We start from the raw sequence: 14556 nt of genomic DNA, 5'->3' as shown, positions 1-14556 counted from the left end.
TCTTCGACCTGGCGGAGTTGAACCGGGGAGGCCAGCAGGGGCAGTGGAGAAAACCGGCCGGCGACGGCCCAGAGTCGCACGCACCAGAAGCGTCCGATCGGGCGCAAAAAACACCGGGCCGGCGGCCACCGACCCGGTTGGCACAAGAACTCCGCGTCAAAGCCACGAAGGGAGTCTCCTATGTCCCTCCACCGTACCAAGGGACTCTGCGGAATCAAGACCTTCATTCTCGATTTGATCTACATAGGCGACCGAGAGCTCTGCATGGACCAGGACGAGTGGGCCCACCGGCTCGGCTGGATCGTGACCAGGACCGGTTTCGGGGCCAGGCACTACCGCGAGCCCCGCTTCGACCTGCTCAAAGCCGAGCGGATCGCCGCTCCCGCCCTCGCCCTGGCACCCACCCCCGACAAGGGGGTGGGTGGCGATGTCACGGCGTAGCCTCCGCAACAACCGCTACGGTCGCCCCGACGACCGGCCGTCCGGGAGGGCGGGCCTTCTCGTCCGGCTGTGGCGCTGGCGGACGGAGATCGTTCTGCTTGCCGCCGCCTCGACCGTCCTGACCGCCGTGGCCCTCTCCTTCAAGGAGGGCCACTGGTGGCCCTCCGCCGTTCTGGCCTGTACCTCCAGCGTCCCCGCCGCCTCCCACTACGGGCGGAGATGGGTGAGCACGCACGCCTGGTGTCTGATCTCCCGGCATCGCATTCGGCGGGCGTGCGCGGAGACCGGGATACACACCCGCTCGGGCCGGCTCCCGGCGGTGCTGTGGATCACTCCTTCCGCCGCCGGGGAGAAGGCGCTGATCCTCGCCAGGGCCGGGATCTGCGCCGAGGACTTCGAGGCGTTCTCGGCCGAGATCGCGTCGGCGTGCTACGCCCGCGACGCCGTGGTCCTTCGGCACCGCAGGTGGGCTCACCTGCTGACCGTCGAGATCGTCCGCAGGGACGAGGCCCTCGCCTCCCCGATGGGACTCGACCGGCTGTACGGGCGGGCGAACTGGGTGAGCCCGCGGGCGGGTCGGACCGCGCGGGAGGAGCCCGATACCCGCTCCGTCGCAGCCCCGCTCCCCGTGCCGCGCGAGCCCGCCGACCACGGGCAACGAGCCGCGTGAACCACCCGACCACGGGCAACAAACCACGTGAACCACCCGACCACGGGAAGCAGATCGCGGACCGCGTGAGTCTCCCGACCACCGGACGGCGGCCCACCTGGGTTCCAGGGACCGTCCTGCTCTCCGTGCGGTGCGAACGCCCCCGAGTTCACCCTCGGGGGCTTCCCCCCACCCCGGCCTGCAGCCATGATGAGTTCACTTGCCGCACTCAGGAGTGCCGATGAGAACAGCGCACCGGACCTGCTCGACGAGCTGATCCTCGACCGGATGCTCCGCAAGGCGGTCGAGACGCCCGGCTCGCCGGTGGAGGGCGGGCACCTCGCAGCTGGTGGCCGCCAAGCACGCGGGAGTCAACGTGAACGCGCTGACAGACGATTCCATCGTGGACGTACCCTCGGGAAACGCCGTGTTCAACGGGGTTCCTGTCACACTCGGTCGTGCATGATCCCATGATCGCTCGGAAAAGGGGGATCGACGCGCATTAGGCTTACGCGCGTGACCACCCCTTTAGCACAGGACCGTCTACACGCTCAGCTCACCTTCGCCATGGAGATCGACAAGCTCAGACGCATCGTCCGCCGCAACACCCTCATGGACGGGTCGCGGCGGGAGAACGACGCCGAGCACTCCTGGTACGTGGGCATGCTGGCAATGGTCTTGGCCGAACACGCGCCACCGGGCACCGACCTCGACAGGGTCGTCGCGATGCTGCTCGTCCACGACATCGTCGAGATCGACGCTGGAGACACCTTCATCTACGACGCCTCCGCCGTCGAGGCCCAGCTGGGCATCGAGCGCAAGGCCGCCGACCGGATCTTCGGGCTGCTCCCCGATGACCAGGCCGTGCGGTTGCGCGAGCTCTGGGACGAGTTCGAGGAGCGCAGGACTCCGGAGGCCAGGTTCGCCAAGGCCCTCGACCGGATCGCGCCAATCATGGCCAACCACCACAACGAGGGCGGCACCTGGTCTCTCTACAAGGTGACGGCCGAGCAGGTGCTAGAGAAGGTGAAAATCATCGAGGAGGGGTCGGCGACGCTGGGCGCCTATGCCACCGAGATCATCGCCCTCTCCGTCAGTCGAGGACATTTGGCGCGTGCATAACACCGTTCCCGGGTAGGTCCCTATGGGTCGAGAAGGGGGCGATAGTGAAGGAAACCGTCAAAACAGGGCGTCGAACTTTCAGGCGCCTGGTGCCCGGAGTCGAGTTCACCGATCGGATCGAGCGATCGCCCAGGGCCGACAGGCCGATCCGCATACTCGCCAAGGCCGTGCGCCGGCGGATCGGCCCCGGTCTGCTCCGTGATCTGCTGCACGGGGTGCCGATCGGCAAACCGCTCCATCCACCGCTCGCCAACCTCAGCCTGGGCCTCTGGGCGGCGACCGCGGTGCTCGACGTGACCCGCTCGGATCCACGCGCGTCGCAACTGCTGGTCACGGGCGGGCTCGTCACCGCGACGCCCGCGGTGGCCGCGGGCATCGTCGACTGGTCCGCGCTCCATCGCGAGCAGCAGCGGGTGGGATTCGTGCACGCGATCGCCAACCTGACCGCCCTCGGGCTCTACGCCGGATCGCTGGCGTTCCGGATGACCGGGCGCGACCGGACCGGACGGCTGCTGTCGTTCGCCGGGCTGGGCGCCGCGAGCCTGGGCGGCTACCTCGGCGGCCACCTGGCCTACCGGCAGGCGGCCGGGGCCAACCACGCCGAGTCGGTCGCCCACCTGGTCCCGCTGGGCTGGCACGACCTGTGCGAGATCGGCGACCTGCCCGACGGGCGTCCGGTGACGCGACGGCTCGGCTACATCGACCTGTTCGTGCTCCGTGTCGGGGGCGCCGTCACGGTCCTCGCCGACCAGTGCGCCCACCTGGCCGGGCCACTCCACCAGGGGCGCCTGATCTCTGAGGACGGCACCGCCTGCGTGGTCTGCCCGTGGCACGGAAGCACCTTCAGGCTCTCCGACGGGGCCGTCGTGCACGGCCCGGCCACGGCTCCCCAGCCGTCCTTCGAGACCCGGATCCGCCGTGACGGCGTGCTCCAGGTCCGTCCCGCCCAGGCATGACGAACCACCTGGCCCGGGCGCGATGAGAACCGGCCCGCCACCGGTTTTGACCTATTCGAGCCTACTTCGGGCCTATTCCCTGCTTCGGGCCTGTTCGGGCTTGCCGTCGGCGGGGTGTTCGACCAGGGCGAGGATCCGGCTGGACATGAACCGGGCGGTGCGCACGGCCGTTCCGCTCCGGGTGACCTCGCTCACCTCGACGACGCCGCCGCGCGCGTTGGCCACCTCAACGCGGCGCCCCGCTCTGGTGGCACTGACCTCGTAGGTACGGGAACTGTCTCCTGCGTCGATGACAACCTCGACCTTGTCACCTTTCATGCCTGATAAGTACCCAATAGTGGGCAGGTTCACCCGTACACCAGTTTGACTATCGCCACCACACCGATGCAGACGATGAACCAGCGCAGCACCGGGGCGGGCAGCCTCCTGCCGACCTTCGCACCCAGGAAACCACCGATCGCGGCGCCCAGCGCCACCATCAGCACCGCCAGCCAGTCGATCTCCGCGATCAGGATGAACAGCGTCGCGGCGGACGCGTTGATCAGCAGCGAGAGCACGTTCTTGGCCGCGTTGATCCGCTGCAGGCCGTCGTCGAGGAAGCTGCCGAGCAGCCCGATGAGCAGCACACCCTGCGCGGCACCGAAGTAACCGCCGTAGATGCCGCAGGCGAAGACACCGGCCCAGAGCCAGAGGCCACCGTGCGGCTGGGCGTGCTCCCGCCGGGCGCTCAACCACCTGTTGAGTCTCGGCTGGGCGATCACCAGCACGCACGCCACACCGATCAGGACCGGCACGACGATGTCGAACGTCTCCGGGGGGAGGTAGAGCAGGAGCACCCCGCCGATCACCGCGCTGATGACGGTCGGGATTCCGAGCCGGATCAGCCGCTGGCGCTGCCCCTTCAACTCCGCCCGGTAGCCGAGCGCGCCGGTCAACGAGCCCGGGACCAGGCCGACACTGTTGCAGACGTTGGCGACGACCGGAGGCATCCCCAGCGCGACCATGGTCGGAAACGTGATCAGAGATCCGGAGCCGACGACGGCGTTGATACCTCCGGCCCCGATACCGGCCACGAAGATCGCGGCTGCCTCCCACGGCGTCATGAACTCTCCCTCACTGGTAAGGCTCGCGCCCATGACAAGGTGCACGGCACTCACCGGATGGTAAGAGGAGGTCGACGACTATCTCACGGCAGGGGTGTCCTTTACCGGGTTTCAGATGGCCGGAACCGCCTCAGAGCTGGTGCGCCCGCGCGTACCACCGGCCGTCCCGCCCCTGGTCCAGGGTGAGCGGGACACTGAAGGTGTGCGACAGGTTCTCCGCCGTCATCACCTGCTCGATCGGCCCCTGAGCCACCACGGAGCCATGCCGGAGCAGCAGCGCGTGGGTGAACCCGCTGGGCACCTCCTCCACATGGTGGGTGACCAGCACCATGGTCGGCGCCTTCGGATCGTGCGCGAACGTCGCCAGGCGGCGGACCAGGTCTTCGCGCCCGCCCAGGTCCAGGCCGGCGGCGGGCTCGTCCAGCAGCAGCAGCTCCGGGTTCGGCATGAGCGCGCGGGCGATCTGCACCCGCTTACGCTCTCCCTCGGACAACGTGTTGAACCGGCGCCGGATCAGGTGGGCACATCCGAACTGGTCGATCAGCTCGACGGCGCGCGTGACGTCGTGGGAGTCGTACTCCTCCGTCCAGCGGCCGAGGATGGCGTACGAGGCCGTGAGCACCAGGTCGATGACCTTCTCCTCCGGCGGCACCTTCTCCGCCAGTGAGGCGCTCGCGAGCCCGATGCGGGGCCGCAGTTCGAAGACGTCACTCTGGCCGAGCCGCTCGCCCAGGATCTCGACGATGCCCTCGGTGGGGAACAGCATCGCCCCGACCACCTGCAGCAGCGTCGTCTTCCCCGCACCGTTGGGACCGATGACGACCCACCGCTCGTCCTCGTGAACGGTCCAGTCGATCTCCCGCAGCAGGGCCGCCCCGTCCCTGCGGACGGTGACGTCCTGTAGCCGAAGCACCTGACCGCCCATCCCTTACGCCTCCTTGTGAATCGCTGGAACAAAACCTATTGCAGGGCAAGCGCATATCGTGGATCGGTGCACCCTGATTCACCGATCTCGGCCACCCTGGTCTGCTGGGGCAACGCCTGGCTCGCCGGACAGGTCGGCCTCGACGAGGCCGCCGACCGCGTGGAACGACAGGCAGGCCCCCAACTCGTCGCCGCGGAAAGCGGCGACCTTCCCCTCCGCGAGTTCCTCGCCGACCTGCGGATCGAGGGCATGAAGTCGCTGCGACTGGCCCTCCCCGTCCCGGGCGACCCGCTCGGACTCACCGGACCGCCCCCCTTCAACTCCGCGGCCATCGAGGCCGGACAGGCGGCGACGGCCGTGCTCGGTGACAGATGCCTCGGCCTGGTCCCGGTAAAGGACCGCCGCGGGTCATCGTACGCCGGGGTTCGCTGGAGCGTGCTGGAGGCCCGCACCGCGGCACCCGACCTGCCCTCTCTCGCCGACGCGGAGCACGAGCTGACCCGCGCGATGCGCGTGGCCACCGACGCCCTGCTCGGCGTGGAGGGCCCGGCCCAGGGCCGCCGGCAGCCGAAGATCACCGATGACGGCCTGGCCCCCGGCTACCCCGCCCGCGCCCATCGGGTCGCCGCCCTGGCCGCCCGCCTCTCCGCGGTGCTCCGCATCGCCGACGACCGGGGGCTCACCTCGGGTCAGCTCGCCGTACGCGGCGAGGCCCTGCGTGAGCTCGACCGCGCGGTGCGCCGGGCCCGCGTGGTCGCCCACCACGCCATCACCGAGCTGGTCTGACGGCGAGGTCGCGGGACGGGCTACCGGCTGGAGGTCAGCTTCCAGAGCTTGACGGCGCGGTCCTTGCCGGCCGAGACGACCACCATACGGTCGCCGACGGTGATGACGGTGACCGAGTAGACCCCACCCTTGTGTGCCTTGATCGCCTTGCCGAGAGGCCTGCCCTTGGCCGGGTCCCAGAGCCGGACGGTCCCGTCCGTGCTGCCCGACACCAGCACGGTGCGCCCGTCCACCGTGCCGAACGCCAGGGAGTAGATGTTGCCGCCCTGGCCCTTGAACGGCTTGCCGATGGTCTTGGAGGTCTTCGGGTCCCAGATCCTGATCCTCTTGTCCTTGCCGCCCGAGGCGATCACGGTGCGGTCGCCCAGCTTGCCGAAGGCCACCGAGAAGACCCGCCCGCTGTGCCCCCTGTAGACCTTGCCATATCGCTTCCTGGTGACGAGGTCCCAGATCTTCAGCGTCCTGTCGGCGCTGGCGGACACGACGACGGAGCGCTTTCCGATCTTGCCGAAGGCGAGCCAGTTGACGTCGTCGCGGTGCGCGGAGATGACTTTGAGCAGTCTGCGGCTCTTCAGGTTCCAGAAGTAGAGCGTGCCGTCGCCGTCCCCGGTGACGGCGAGCGGTGAACCGTTCACGACGCCCGCCGCGGCGGAGAAGACCGCGATGGGGTGGTGGCCCAGAACCCTGCCTTTGCGGGTCTTCAGGTTCCACAGGCGGACGGAGTGGTCGTAGCCGCCGGTCACCGCGTACGGCTTGCCGCCGAAGGTGACGGTGGCGACCGCGTAGACCTCGCCCCGGTGGCCGCGGAGCCGGTGGAGCCTCTTGTGCTTGGCGGGGTCCCAGATCCCGAGCGAACCGTCCTGGCTGCCCGAGACCACCGTGGGCCTGCCCTTTATCTCGATCTTGGCGAGGGACTGTACGGCCTTGCTGTGCCCCTTGAGCGTCTTGCCGTCCTGGCCGTCGAAGAGCACCGCGGTGGGCGGCAGGGCGGGCGGCTCGGACGGCTCGGAGGCCGGCCCTGTCGTGAGGCTCACCGTGGGGGCCGGGGTCAGATCCTGGGTGACAGGTGTCGGGGCCTGCGTGGGAGCCTGCGAGGCGGCTGCAGGGGACCGCGTGGAGAGGGTTGGGGACGGCGACGTCCGCGTACCGTCACCGGGAGCCGGGGAGCTCACCGCGGGATCGATCCGCATGCTCGGCACCGCCACCAGCACGGCGCTGGCCAGAGCCAGGGCTCCCACGAGCACCCCGGTCACGAGGGCGGCCCGCCTGCTCCGCGACCTGTGCTCGCCGGGCGCGACGGGTAGCGAGTCTCCGAAGAGGTCGGGGCGCCGCGGCGGCGGCGGGGGATACGCCCCCTGCGGGGATGTGGCCTGCCGGCCGACGGGCGTCAGGTTGCCTGGGTAGCGCATCGGCCCCGCGGGTGAGGCGAAGGGAATGACCGCGGGCGGAGGGCCGGCCGATGAGCCACTGGGAGAGGTACCGGGCTCGCTCCGCGCGGCACCGTCGGGACGGCCGGGGGAGGCGCCCGCCTTGCCGCCCGGGGCGCGGCCGGGGGCGGCACCGGGCTCCCCGCCCTCCGGATCCGTCCCCGACGGCCGCACCCACAACGTCTCAGGAGCGGGCGGCGTGGACGGGGCGGCGGGCGAAGGCACGGGAGTGGAAGCGGGAGTGGAAGCGGGCGCGGGAGTGGAAGCGGGCGCGGAAGCGGGCGCGGAAGCGGAAGCGGGCGCGGAAGCGGAAGCAGGGGTGGAAGCGGGCGCGGAAGCGGAAGCAGGGGTGGAAGCGGGCGCGGAAGCGGAAGCAGGGGTGGAAGCGGGAGTGGAAGCGGGCGCAGAAGCAGGGGTGGGAGCGGAAGCGGGCGCAGAAGCAGGGGTGGGAGCGGAAGCGGGAGTGGGAGCCTCATCGGACTGGGTGTCCAGAAGCGCGAACAGCACCTCGGAGGCGCTGAGCCGTTCCTCGGCCTGCTTGCTGAGGCATGAGGCGACGATCGGCCGCAGCGCGTCGGGGAGCTCGGACAGGTCGGGCTCCCCGTTCATCACCCGGTAGATGACCGCGGGCACGCTGTCCTGGCCGAACGCGGGCCGCCCGGTCGCGGCGAACACCATCGTCAGCGCCCAGCTGAACATGTCGGAGGAGGGCTCGACCCGATGCCCGGAGACCTGTTCCGGCGACATGTAGGCGGGGGTGCCGACCACCCCGCTCGTCACGGTCATCGCCGAGTCGAGAGCCCTGGCGATACCGAAGTCGATCACGCGGGGTCCGTCGGGACCGAGCAGCACGTTGCTGGGCTTGAAATCGCGGTGCACGATGCCCGCCCGGTGGATGGCGGCCAGCGCGGTCACGGTGCCGACCGCGAGCCGGTGGAGCACGTTGCCGCCGCGGGGCCCCTCGGCCTGCACCACCCGCTGCAGGGAGACCCCCTCCACCAGTTCGCTCACGATGTAGGGGCGGTCACCGTCCATGTGGGCGCCCAGCACCTGAGCGGTGCAGAACGGTGCCACCCGGCGTGCGGCGGAGACCTCGCGAAGGAACCTGTCGCCGTCCATGCCGGTGTCGCTCAGCCTGGGATGGAGCAGCTTGATCGCCACCATCACCCCGTCGTGCCCCCGGCCCGCGTAGACCACACCCTGCGCCCCCTCGCCAAGGCGGCCGAGCAGCCGGTAGTCCCCCAGTGACTCCGGGTCCTCCCTGCGCAGCGGGCTCGTATCCGGCACCTGAGCCTCCCCTTTGTCCAGCCTGTGAACCGCCGCTGTCCCCGAGTCACCAAAGATACGCAAATAACTAATCTTCAGGTAGATCATTCGCTCTTCTGGCGTGTCCTACTTAAGTCATAATCGTTGAAACAAATGGTGACTACGGTCACCCCTAGCTCGTGCGGAGACGCCCATGCGCCGAAGCTTCGGCACGCTCCTAGGTCTCGGCCTCATCACTCCACTCGCGATCGTCCCCAGTGCCTCCTCCGCCGCCGCGAACGCGCAGTCCCCGGCCTCCTCCAACGTCCCGTCGGCAACCCGCACGGACGTTTCGGCCGCGACCCCGTCCGCGACGAGGCAGGACAGGCCCTGGTCTGCTTTCAAGGTCTCGGTGAAGGCCCCGAAACGGGTCAGGAACGGCAGCGAGTTCATGTACGAGGTCAAGGTCACCAACCGGGGACCGCAGAAGGCCGACTACTTCTACGTGGGAGGGACCCTCCTGCCCAAAGGCATCAGCCGCACCGTCTACTACAAGGGTCCGAAGGGCACCGACTGCGACTTCTACACCGACGGCTTCTGGTGCGTGACCCCCTGGGCCCTCGACAAGGGCGAGTCGGAGACGGTGCGCATCTGGATCAAGCTCAACAAGCGGACCAAGGGCACCGCGGTCGCCAGGCTCGGTGCCGACACCTGGAACGTCCCGACCGGGGGCGGCGAGCTTGGCCGCGATGAGTGGAAGCGACTGGCCTTCCCCAACTGGTACTACCTCAAGACAGTGAAAACCAAGATCGTCCACCCCGCGCCACCCAAGCCCAAGCCCAAGAGCGGAGGGGGCAGGACCTACACCCCGCCACCACCGCCGCCTCCCCCGCCGCCGCCGCCACCGCCGGGCCGGCGCGAGGAGAAGAAGGACATCTGACCCGGCACGCTGGTCAGGCCAGGCCGTTCCGCACCGCGTAGAGGGCGGCCTGGGTCCTGTCCCGCACGCCCGGCTTCATCGGCCTCCCCGGCACTGACCGAGGTCGGCACGAGCGCCCTCGGCGACGGTCCCAGCCGACACGGCGTCCCGGCCCTCATTCCCGGAACTCACGGAACTCACGGAACTCACAGAACGACTCCAGCCTCGGCCTGACGAGAGTCGGGAGTCGCCGTTCGGCGGCCCCCTGTGCGTCGTCCACCTGCTCACCGTTCGGCCGGCCAGTCAGTCACAAGGGTTTTCCAAGTGGGCCCCCGCATGCTGGTCGCAGTAACCAACGGGGGATCACCGAATTCCGACTGGAGTAAAGAAATGCGCCGGCACCTGACCGCCTTCGCCGCCATCGCCCTGGCGGGAGGCATGCTGCTCACCCCGGGAACCGCGAACGCCGCGGCTCCCCAGATCGCCGCCCCGCAGGGGACGGTCCACGCCGACCAGCCGCTCGCGCCGCTGAAGCTGACCGTCACCTACCCGCGCAGGGCCTGGGCGGGTGACTCGTACATCTACACACTCACGACCAAGAACGTGGGCAGGTGGTACACCGACATCGCCTACGTCGGCGGCTACCTTCCCTCGCAGGTCTCCAAGGTCCGCGTCATCCGCAAGCCCGCCGGATCGTACTGCGAGACCTCCGGTCGCGAGGTGGGCTGCCTGCTCGACACCCTGAACCCCGGGAAGTCGGCCACCATCAAGGTCAGGGTCTGGCTGAAGAACAGCGCCAGGGGCACCGCGACCGCCGAATTCGGCTCGGCCTCGATCGACGTTCCCGCAGGTGGGCTTGGCACCTTCGACATCCACGGCATCGATATCGGCAGCGACGTCAAGTACGTGCGGGTGAAGACCCGGGTCCTCCGCTAACCAGGAATTCCACGCGTGCCGCCGTCCTACCTGGGGCAATCACCAAAAACAGCGACGATCGTAGTGAAATATGATTTCTCTCCACATCTATATATGTGGTAAAACGCTGGAACTTTATGGGACGCCCCTTGCGTCCCACTGACTCTTCAGCTGGGAGACGTTCGATGCGCCACCCGATCTCCAAGATCGTCGCTCTTGCTCTGGTCGCCCCGCTGGCCGGCGGCATGCTGCTCACCACCCCCGCCTCCGCCGCTTCCACGCAGGCGCCGACGGCGGCGGTCAAGTCAGCGGACGAACCGTACGCCTCCTTCGCGGTCAGCGTCTCCGCGCCGAAGAAGGTCAGGTCCGGCGGAAAAATCACTTACACCATCAAGGCCGTCAACAAGGGCCCCTACAAGGCCGACTACTTCTTCATGGGCGGCCTGCTGCCCAAGCACTCCAAAATCACCTCGGTCTCCGCGGCCAAGGGCACGGAATGCGACAACTACCAAGACGGCTTCTGGTGCTGGACCCCCTACGCCGTTGATGTCGATGAATACGAGACCATGAAGATCACGGTGAAGCTCGGCAAGAAGTCGGGGCGAACCGCCGAGGCCATCCTGGGCGTCGACTCCTACGACGTCCCGACCGGGGCCGAGACCCTCTCCCGGGACGAGCTGGAGCGCCTGGGCACCAAGAGCTGGTACTTCGTGAAGAAGGTCAAGACCAAGATCGTTCGCTGAACGTACCTGACGAGAAACGAGGAGCCCCGTCCTGCCACAGGCCGGGGCTCCTCGCCTTCTCCGTTCGGGAACACCGCTCAGAAGCGGCCCCAGTCGTCGGCGGCGGCGCGCCAGACGTCGATGTTGCGCGGGTCGAGGGCCATCCTGCGGGGCCGGTGCGTCTCGTGCTCCTCGGGGGTGAAGACCCGGTGACCGTCGCACAGCTCGAACCTGGGCCCGTGCTTGGGGTCGAACATGTAGAAGGCGATCGAGGTCGACGCGGAGTGGTTGACCATGTCGGACGCGATCGGCACGCCCTTGTACAGGGCGCGCGCCCTGCCGCGCATGACGTGGTCGAGGCTCTTCATCATGAAGCACAGGTGGGCGACGTAGTACTCGTTGTTGCGCTGCAGGGCCAGGCTGTGGTGGTAACGGTCCTCGGCCCGCAGGAACACGGTGCCGTCCCCGACGTAGTCGGAGGCCATGAAGCCGAGCACCCCGGTGTAGAAGGCCAGGGACTCGTCGTACCTGTCGGTGGCGATGAAGGGGTGCACGAGGTCGAGCGGGCGCAGCTCGATGACAGGAGCCTCGGCGTACTCCTGGAACTCGGTGAACAGCTCCACGATCAGCCCGTTCGGGTCGCTCACACCGAAGCCGCGCTGGCACAGGCCCTTCATCCGATCCTGCAGGGGCAGCACCTCCAGCCCCGCCGCGATCACCCTCTCCCTCAGGTCGTCGAGGATCTCGTCGAACTCCACGCTGAAGCCGATCGCGACCGTGTGCGACGTCTCCCTGCCGGGCTCGTGGAGCAGTTCCACGCAGTGGTGCTCGATGTCGGCACGGAGGTAGGCGTACTCGTCGTCGTGCTGTTCAAGCTGGAGACCCACGTGATACTGGAGGAACTCAATGGTCGCGGCCATATCCGGCACCGCGATCCGGGCGTACTCCATCCCGTACGGTGCCCGGGGACGGGCGTCAGCTGTCATGGTGCCTTCCTCATTCCTTCTTGGTCCTTCGTGACGTGCTTGGTCCTTCGTGACGTGCTCGTCGTGTGGTGTCGGCGCGGGCGTCGCGGCGCGGCGGGGTCAGCAGTGGAAGCTGACGATGGCCTGCCGCTCGATCACCGGCCGCCAGCGCAGCCGTACGAACTCCTCGTGCGAGGAGCTGTGCAGGTAGTCCAGCAACTCCTGCTCGGAGTCGAACCCGACGACGAAGCCGTGCGTCATGCTCGTGTCGCGCGTGCTGACGTTGGGACCGCAGGCCCAGTCGCGCATGGCCGGATACTTGCCGGGGAACGTCTCCAGCTCCGCCAGGACCGCCGCGACCGTCTCGGCCGGCACGTCCTCCTTGAAGCGGAAGACCAGCATGTGCTTGATCATCAGAGGATGAAGCTCAGTCGTGCGCCCGCGTCCATGGCCTCCATGGCGGGAATCGACCTGCGGAGCCTGAAGCGGAGCCCCTCGTCCTCGACCAGCAGGACGTGCTCGTAGCGGCCCACGTAGCTGTAGGCCCCGCCGTCGCGGTAGCGGTGGATGATGAAGTTGGCACTCACCCAGACCGTTTTGTCGCCCTGTTCCAGGATGATCACGTTGGAGATCATCCGGTGGGTCCTGGAGTGCGGGTTCTCCGCGTGCGCCTTACGGCTCTTGAGCCGCTTCACCCTGGCCTTGATGAGGTCGTAGTCGTCACACATGAAGGAGCCGGCCGAGGCGCTGTCCCAGCCCTTCCAGTCGGTGGTGGCGACCTCCATGCGTCCGCCCTCCTCGAAGAGGGTGAACCACTCGTCGAGGCGCCACTCGTCGAGCAGCGACGCCTCGCGATAGAGGAAGTCCTCCACCTCGTGCCGGGTGATGGTCCTGCCGCCCACGGCGCTCTCCTTACTCTTCTTACCGTCCATCGACTCGGTCCCGGCCCGCTCAGTCCCGGCCCACGACGCCGGCCCAGTGACGCCAGAAGCTGCGCATCGCGCCCTCGTCGATGGAACGGCCCTGGTTGCCCTTTTGCTCGTTGGCCATGCCGCGCGACATGTCGCTCCAGTCGAAGCCTGGGTCCGCCGCGTTCGCGGTCGCCTCGATACCGCGCTGCACCGCCTCGTACGCCTCGATGTCGTCCGGCGTGGCGAGGCCGCCGGGGCCGACGAAGCTGACCATCGTCTTGATCCGCAGTGCCCGCACCTCTGCGGGCTCGTCCACCTCGACGAACTGCCAGGCCCGCACGCTGGTCTGGTCGGCTGCGACCGGATCGATCTGGCGGATGGTCAGCGCCTCCAGGTCGAACAGGAGCAGGTTGGGGAAGACGAAGAGGATGCGGCTGGCGTCGGCGATCTCCTTGGCGAGCTCGGGGCCGAGCCGGTCTTCCATCTCCTGGCGCTTGGCGACGGTGCGATCCTTCTCCGCCTCGCCGAACCTCGGCTCCCAGACCATGCCGATCCGCCCGTTGTGGCCGGTCAGGATGAGCAGTCCGTGGCCGCCGCCGAGGTCGTAGGCGTACTGGTCGTCGTCGGTGACCGCGAAGCCGGTCTCGCGCAGGTAGCCCACGAAGGTGTTGTGGGTGGGCGCGAAGTGGTAGCCGTCCATCGCGTTCTCGACCGCGAGCTTCCAGTTGCCCTTGACCGAGTACAGCTGCACCCCGGGCACGGTCTCCATGCCCGCGGGGCCGATCCTCGCGGTCAGCGACATGTAGTGGGCGGCCTTGCCGAGGTGGGTCATCAGGTCGGGCACGTCCGGGTCGAAGGCGATGAACACGAAACCCTCGTGGCTCTGGACCCTGGGCACGGAGCGCAGCCTCATCGCCTCGCGGAACTCCGGCACGTCGACGTACGCGTCGTCGCCGGGCAGCGCCGAGAGATCACCCGAGTTGCTGAACACCCACGCGTGGTAGAAGCACTGGAAGAACTTCGTGTTGCCCTCGCTGTGGCGGCACAGCACGGTGCCCCGATGGGTGCAGGAGTTGAGGAAGACCTGGATCTCGCCGGAGGAGTCGCGGCAGAAGATCAGCGGGCGCCCGCCGAGGGTCCTCGTCTTGAAGTCACCCGCCTTGGGGATCTCCGTCTCGTGGCCGAGGTAGAGCCAGGTGTGCCCCCAGATCTTGGAGATCTCCTCCTGGAAGACCTCCTGGGACCGGTAGGCGGATCTGTGCACCTTGAACGACAACGCCTCCCCGTCCTCCTTCACGAGGGAGGAGAGCGGATATCCCTGTGTCAGCTGCGTCATCGCGGCGCCTGGCCTTCCTACGGACTTTGAACGAGAATTCGAGATGCCATCTCGCTATGTGATGCTGCTACCGCGCCCTCGCGGTGTCAAGTGCCAGTCTTCGCACCGAAATCTTCGGTTACTCCCCGTTAACG

Annotated in this window: 17 protein-coding genes; 8 read left to right on the top strand and 9 right to left on the bottom strand. The window is 68.3% G+C overall.

Features of this window, described 5'->3' with window-relative positions; genetic code table 11:
• Window positions 1–180: 180 nt before the first annotated feature.
• Together OG884_RS19210 and OG884_RS19205 are read left to right on the top strand one after the other, a co-directional pair.
• The gene (locus tag OG884_RS19210) at window positions 181–441 is read left to right on the top strand and encodes a hypothetical protein (protein WP_326646759.1); all 261 of its coding nucleotides are present in this window, start codon (window positions 181–183) and stop codon (window positions 439–441) included.
• Window positions 428–1111 (top strand): hypothetical protein, encoded by a 684-nt coding sequence (locus OG884_RS19205; RefSeq protein WP_326646758.1) that lies wholly within the window; start codon window positions 428–430, stop codon window positions 1109–1111. The genes OG884_RS19210 and OG884_RS19205 overlap by 14 nt, the downstream gene beginning before the upstream one ends.
• 195 nt (window positions 1112–1306) lie before the next feature.
• On the opposite strand, the gene OG884_RS19200 is transcribed toward OG884_RS19205, so the two are convergent.
• Window positions 1307–1492, bottom strand: a complete 186-nt coding sequence (locus OG884_RS19200) for a hypothetical protein (RefSeq protein WP_326646756.1) — start codon at window positions 1490–1492, stop codon at window positions 1307–1309.
• 165 nt (window positions 1493–1657) lie between these two features.
• Between OG884_RS19200 and OG884_RS19195 the strand changes: the two genes are divergently transcribed.
• Both OG884_RS19195 and OG884_RS19190 read left to right on the top strand, forming a co-directional pair.
• Complete coding sequence (locus OG884_RS19195; RefSeq protein ID WP_326646948.1) at window positions 1658–2212, top strand: HD domain-containing protein; 555 nt, start codon at window positions 1658–1660, stop codon at window positions 2210–2212.
• An 89-nt stretch (window positions 2213–2301) separates the two neighbouring features.
• Complete coding sequence (locus OG884_RS19190) at window positions 2302–3168, top strand: Rieske 2Fe-2S domain-containing protein (protein ID WP_326646754.1); 867 nt, start codon at window positions 2302–2304, stop codon at window positions 3166–3168.
• Between the two features lie 72 nt (window positions 3169–3240).
• On the opposite strand, the gene OG884_RS19185 is transcribed toward OG884_RS19190, so the two are convergent.
• The 3 genes from OG884_RS19185 to OG884_RS19175 all read right to left on the bottom strand — a co-directional run bounded on the left by OG884_RS19185 (window position 3241) and on the right by OG884_RS19175 (window position 5196).
• Window positions 3241–3486 carry a hypothetical protein gene (locus OG884_RS19185; RefSeq protein ID WP_326646753.1) on the bottom strand — a complete coding sequence of 82 codons (246 nt, stop codon included), beginning with the start codon at window positions 3484–3486 and terminating at the stop codon, window positions 3241–3243.
• Between the two features lie 29 nt (window positions 3487–3515).
• Window positions 3516–4271 carry a sulfite exporter TauE/SafE family protein gene (locus OG884_RS19180; RefSeq protein WP_326646752.1) on the bottom strand — a complete coding sequence of 252 codons (756 nt, stop codon included), beginning with the start codon at window positions 4269–4271 and terminating at the stop codon, window positions 3516–3518.
• Between the two features lie 130 nt (window positions 4272–4401).
• Window positions 4402–5196: an ABC transporter ATP-binding protein gene (locus OG884_RS19175; protein ID WP_326646751.1), complete on the bottom strand. Its 795-nt coding sequence runs from the start codon at window positions 5194–5196 to the stop codon at window positions 4402–4404.
• 66 nt (window positions 5197–5262) lie between these two features.
• Between OG884_RS19175 and OG884_RS19170 the strand changes: the two genes are divergently transcribed.
• Window positions 5263–5982: a hypothetical protein gene (locus OG884_RS19170; protein WP_326646750.1), complete on the top strand. Its 720-nt coding sequence runs from the start codon at window positions 5263–5265 to the stop codon at window positions 5980–5982.
• A 20-nt stretch (window positions 5983–6002) separates the two neighbouring features.
• Here OG884_RS19170 and OG884_RS19165 read toward each other — a convergent pair whose 3' ends face one another.
• Window positions 6003–8696 (bottom strand): protein kinase domain-containing protein, encoded by a 2694-nt coding sequence (locus OG884_RS19165; RefSeq protein WP_326646749.1) that lies wholly within the window; start codon window positions 8694–8696, stop codon window positions 6003–6005.
• 172 nt (window positions 8697–8868) lie between these two features.
• On the opposite strand from OG884_RS19165, the gene OG884_RS19160 reads away from it, so the two are divergent.
• The 3 genes from OG884_RS19160 (at window position 8869) to OG884_RS19150 (ending at window position 11231) form a co-directional block, all read left to right on the top strand.
• Window positions 8869–9594 (top strand): hypothetical protein, encoded by a 726-nt coding sequence (locus tag OG884_RS19160; protein WP_326646748.1) that lies wholly within the window; start codon window positions 8869–8871, stop codon window positions 9592–9594.
• Window positions 9595–9963: 369 nt separating this feature from the next.
• The gene (locus OG884_RS19155) at window positions 9964–10509 is read left to right on the top strand and encodes a hypothetical protein (protein ID WP_326646746.1); all 546 of its coding nucleotides are present in this window, start codon (window positions 9964–9966) and stop codon (window positions 10507–10509) included.
• 164 nt (window positions 10510–10673) lie between these two features.
• The gene (locus OG884_RS19150) at window positions 10674–11231 is read left to right on the top strand and encodes a hypothetical protein (protein WP_326646745.1); all 558 of its coding nucleotides are present in this window, start codon (window positions 10674–10676) and stop codon (window positions 11229–11231) included.
• A 77-nt stretch (window positions 11232–11308) separates the two neighbouring features.
• On the opposite strand, the gene OG884_RS19145 is transcribed toward OG884_RS19150, so the two are convergent.
• From OG884_RS19145 to OG884_RS19130, 4 genes are all read right to left on the bottom strand, one after another.
• Window positions 11309–12196, bottom strand: a complete 888-nt coding sequence (locus tag OG884_RS19145; RefSeq protein WP_326646744.1) for a VOC family protein — start codon at window positions 12194–12196, stop codon at window positions 11309–11311.
• Window positions 12197–12295: 99 nt separating this feature from the next.
• The gene (locus OG884_RS19140; RefSeq protein ID WP_326646743.1) at window positions 12296–12589 is read right to left on the bottom strand and encodes a Dabb family protein; all 294 of its coding nucleotides are present in this window, start codon (window positions 12587–12589) and stop codon (window positions 12296–12298) included.
• Window positions 12589–13107, bottom strand: coding sequence for an aromatic-ring-hydroxylating dioxygenase subunit beta (locus tag OG884_RS19135; protein WP_326646742.1), 519 nt, complete (start codon window positions 13105–13107; stop codon window positions 12589–12591). The genes OG884_RS19140 and OG884_RS19135 overlap by 1 nt, the downstream gene beginning before the upstream one ends.
• Window positions 13108–13126: 19 nt before the next feature.
• Entirely contained in the window at window positions 13127–14422 is a 1296-nt protein-coding gene (locus OG884_RS19130; protein WP_326646741.1) for an aromatic ring-hydroxylating oxygenase subunit alpha, read from the bottom strand.
• Window positions 14423–14556 lie beyond the last annotated feature (134 nt).

It is taken from the genome of Streptosporangium sp. NBC_01755, from assembly GCF_035917995.1.
Taxonomy (GTDB): Bacteria; Actinomycetota; Actinomycetes; order Streptosporangiales; family Streptosporangiaceae; genus Streptosporangium.
Note: the sequence above shows the minus strand (reverse complement) of the source record. Positions and strands in the feature narration are given on the sequence as shown.

Bases quoted from the DNA above. Each gene is read 5' to 3' on its own strand.
- OG884_RS19200 (WP_326646756.1), bottom strand. From the start codon at position 1,492: ATGGAATCGTCTGTCAGCGCGTTCACGTTGACTCCCGCGTGCTTGGCG.
- OG884_RS19160 (WP_326646748.1), top strand. From the start codon at position 8,869: ATGCGCCGAAGCTTCGGCACGCTCCTAGGTCTCGGCCTCATCACTCCA.
- OG884_RS19180 (WP_326646752.1), bottom strand. From the start codon at position 4,271: ATGACGCCGTGGGAGGCAGCCGCGATCTTCGTGGCCGGTATCGGGGCC.
- OG884_RS19140 (WP_326646743.1), bottom strand. From the start codon at position 12,589: ATGATCAAGCACATGCTGGTCTTCCGCTTCAAGGAGGACGTGCCGGCC.
- OG884_RS19185 (WP_326646753.1), bottom strand. From the start codon at position 3,486: ATGAAAGGTGACAAGGTCGAGGTTGTCATCGACGCAGGAGACAGTTCC.
- OG884_RS19175 (WP_326646751.1), bottom strand. From the start codon at position 5,196: ATGGGCGGTCAGGTGCTTCGGCTACAGGACGTCACCGTCCGCAGGGAC.
- OG884_RS19145 (WP_326646744.1), bottom strand. From the start codon at position 12,196: ATGACAGCTGACGCCCGTCCCCGGGCACCGTACGGGATGGAGTACGCC.
- OG884_RS19150 (WP_326646745.1), top strand. From the start codon at position 10,674: ATGCGCCACCCGATCTCCAAGATCGTCGCTCTTGCTCTGGTCGCCCCG.
- OG884_RS19205 (WP_326646758.1), top strand. From the start codon at position 428: ATGTCACGGCGTAGCCTCCGCAACAACCGCTACGGTCGCCCCGACGAC.
- OG884_RS19210 (WP_326646759.1), top strand. From the start codon at position 181: ATGTCCCTCCACCGTACCAAGGGACTCTGCGGAATCAAGACCTTCATT.
- OG884_RS19130 (WP_326646741.1), bottom strand. From the start codon at position 14,422: ATGACGCAGCTGACACAGGGATATCCGCTCTCCTCCCTCGTGAAGGAG.
- OG884_RS19155 (WP_326646746.1), top strand. From the start codon at position 9,964: ATGCGCCGGCACCTGACCGCCTTCGCCGCCATCGCCCTGGCGGGAGGC.
- OG884_RS19195 (WP_326646948.1), top strand. From the start codon at position 1,658: ATGGAGATCGACAAGCTCAGACGCATCGTCCGCCGCAACACCCTCATG.
- OG884_RS19135 (WP_326646742.1), bottom strand. From the start codon at position 13,107: ATGGACGGTAAGAAGAGTAAGGAGAGCGCCGTGGGCGGCAGGACCATC.